Raw genomic sequence first — 1459 nt, 5'->3', positions numbered from 1 at the left:
GGGGTTGTTGTAGGCGCTCCTTAGAAAGGAGGTGATCCAGCCGCACCTTCCGGTACGGCTACCTTGTTACGACTTAGTCCCAATCGCCAGTCCCACCTTCGACAGCTCCCTCCCACAAGGGGTTAGGCCACCGGCTTCGGGTGTTACCAACTTTCGTGACTTGACGGGCGGTGTGTACAAGGCCCGGGAACGTATTCACCGCAGCGTTGCTGATCTGCGATTACTAGCGACTCCGACTTCATGGGGTCGAGTTGCAGACCCCAATCCGAACTGAGACCGGCTTTTTGGGATTAGCTCCACCTCACAGTATCGCAACCCTTTGTACCGGCCATTGTAGCATGCGTGAAGCCCAAGACATAAGGGGCATGATGATTTGACGTCGTCCCCACCTTCCTCCGAGTTGACCCCGGCAGTCTCCCATGAGTCCCCGCCATAACGCGCTGGCAACATGGAACGAGGGTTGCGCTCGTTGCGGGACTTAACCCAACATCTCACGACACGAGCTGACGACAACCATGCACCACCTGTAAACCGGCCACAAGTGGGGGACCTGTTTCCAGGTCTTACCGGTTCATGTCAAGCCTTGGTAAGGTTCTTCGCGTTGCATCGAATTAATCCGCATGCTCCGCCGCTTGTGCGGGCCCCCGTCAATTCCTTTGAGTTTTAGCCTTGCGGCCGTACTCCCCAGGCGGGGCACTTAATGCGTTAGCTACGGCGCGGAAAACGTGGAATGTCCCCCACACCTAGTGCCCAACGTTTACGGCATGGACTACCAGGGTATCTAATCCTGTTCGCTCCCCATGCTTTCGCTCCTCAGCGTCAGTTAATGCCCAGAGACCTGCCTTCGCCATCGGTGTTCCTCCTGATATCTGCGCATTTCACCGCTACACCAGGAATTCCAGTCTCCCCTACATCACTCTAGTCTGCCCGTACCCACCGCAGATCCGGAGTTGAGCCCCGGACTTTCACGGCAGACGCGACAAACCGCCTACGAGCTCTTTACGCCCAATAATTCCGGATAACGCTTGCGCCCTACGTATTACCGCGGCTGCTGGCACGTAGTTAGCCGGCGCTTCTTCTGCAGGTACCGTCACTTTCGCTTCTTCCCTACTGAAAGAGGTTTACAACCCGAAGGCCGTCATCCCTCACGCGGCGTCGCTGCATCAGGCTTCCGCCCATTGTGCAATATTCCCCACTGCTGCCTCCCGTAGGAGTCTGGGCCGTGTCTCAGTCCCAGTGTGGCCGGTCACCCTCTCAGGCCGGCTACCCGTCGTCGCCTTGGTGAGCCATTACCTCACCAACAAGCTGATAGGCCGCGAGTCCATCCAAAACCACAAAAGCTTTCCACCCCCCACCATGCGATGAGGAGTCATATCCGGTATTAGACCCAGTTTCCCAGGCTTATCCCAGAGTTAAGGGCAGGTTACTCACGTGTTACTCACCCGTTCGCCACTAATCC

General features: G+C 57.0%; 1 rRNA gene. It reads right to left on the bottom strand.

Going from position 1 to position 1459, the window contains the following annotated elements:
• Positions 1-24: 24 nt before the first annotated feature.
• A 16S ribosomal RNA gene (locus AB0O44_RS16145) occupies positions 25-1459 on the bottom strand; the annotation flags it as partial.

Source organism: Arthrobacter sp. NPDC080082, from assembly GCF_040686595.1.
Taxonomy (GTDB): Bacteria; Actinomycetota; Actinomycetes; order Actinomycetales; family Micrococcaceae; genus Arthrobacter.
The sequence above is the reverse complement of the archived record's forward strand: the minus strand, read 5'-3'. Positions and strand labels throughout refer to the sequence as shown.